Source organism: Prevotella sp. P5-92, from assembly GCF_002251245.1.
Lineage (GTDB): Bacteria > Bacteroidota > Bacteroidia > Bacteroidales > Bacteroidaceae > Prevotella.
In genome coordinates this window covers 1-1,082 of sequence record NZ_NPJG01000064.1, presented here as the reverse complement: position 1 = coordinate 1,082, position 1,082 = coordinate 1, and the positions used below count along the sequence as shown (strand labels likewise).

Genomic DNA, 1,082 nt, shown 5'->3' with positions numbered 1-1,082 from the left:
ATTTATCTTGAGAGAATGCAAAAAGGCTTATCATTGACATTAAAGAAATAATCAATAATCTCTTTTTCATATTGAATAAGCCCGACACATTTTTTCAGCCACGAGGTCGGGTGTTGGCGTTTTGTTAATGTATTATTTATAATTTAAATTTATTATTGAGCATACGCAAATGCTGCGGGCGGGGCGCCTAATGTTCTCAGGCAGCTGCCTTGCGGCGGGGCAATCTTACATAAAGTAAAGCCACTTACGTGGCGAGCTGACCCGAGCGAGGAGGACAGGCAGTCACTTGTCTTATTTCATACGTCTGGCTCTCCGTCGTAGAGCGTTAGAATGAGTTTGTCTAACTCTAACTCTATTTGATGTTGCGAACCGGAGGAGGGGATGTTGAGCTTGTAGTCGTCGCCGAAGAACGTGACGACGCCTTCGGCATAATCCACTTTCAACAAGTGAAGGGTTTCTTCTGACACGGTGATGCTATGCGTAGCGTCGTCGAAAACGTCGAAAAGGCGGTAGAAGCGGACACTGTCGGCGGTGAACTGCACATTGGTGTTGGCCCACGCCTGATAGGCGAGGGAGTGGGGCTGCTGGTAGCTGACGAGTTGCCAGCTGTCAACAGATGTTAATAAGTCGAGCGGACGGACTGTGGTCTCTGATCGCAATGCGTCTGTCAGAGACGATGATGCTGCATCCCAATCGTCGAGTTACTGGCAAGAGGCGAGAAACAATGGGAACGCTAATAGGATGACAGGGCGGAACTTTATTCGGGTAGAACAAAAATTATCCCCCCCAATTGCTATTTTAATTGCCTTTACGGCTCTATACATTGTTCTTATCATACGTTTTAATATATTCAGCTTTTCTTATGCAAAGAAAATGCAAACCGAGAGCAGAACTTGCCAAGCTTGCTTGAGCAATTATGCCGAGGTGCAGCTTTTCTTGGGTACAAAGTTAGTATTTTTATTGTTACGTTCCAAGAAAAAGGCGGGGAAAAGTGGGAATATGATGAATTTTTTTTTCAAAACCAAGAAAATGCAGGTGAAAGTGGCTCAATAGCAGCATTAAGGGAATTGAGTCAAAAAGAC

The 1,082-nt window shown here is 44.7% G+C and carries 2 protein-coding genes; one reads left to right on the top strand and one right to left on the bottom strand.

Features of this window, described 5'->3' with window-relative positions; genetic code table 11:
* Positions 1-296: 296 nt before the first annotated feature.
* Positions 297-659, bottom strand: coding sequence for a hypothetical protein (locus CIK99_RS06720; RefSeq protein WP_094380774.1), 363 nt, complete (start codon positions 657-659; stop codon positions 297-299).
* A gap of 243 nt (positions 660-902) precedes the next feature.
* Between CIK99_RS06720 and CIK99_RS15590 the strand changes: the two genes are divergently transcribed.
* The coding region (locus CIK99_RS15590; protein ID WP_216822793.1) for a hypothetical protein at positions 903-1,082 on the top strand (180 nt) is incomplete at its 3' end.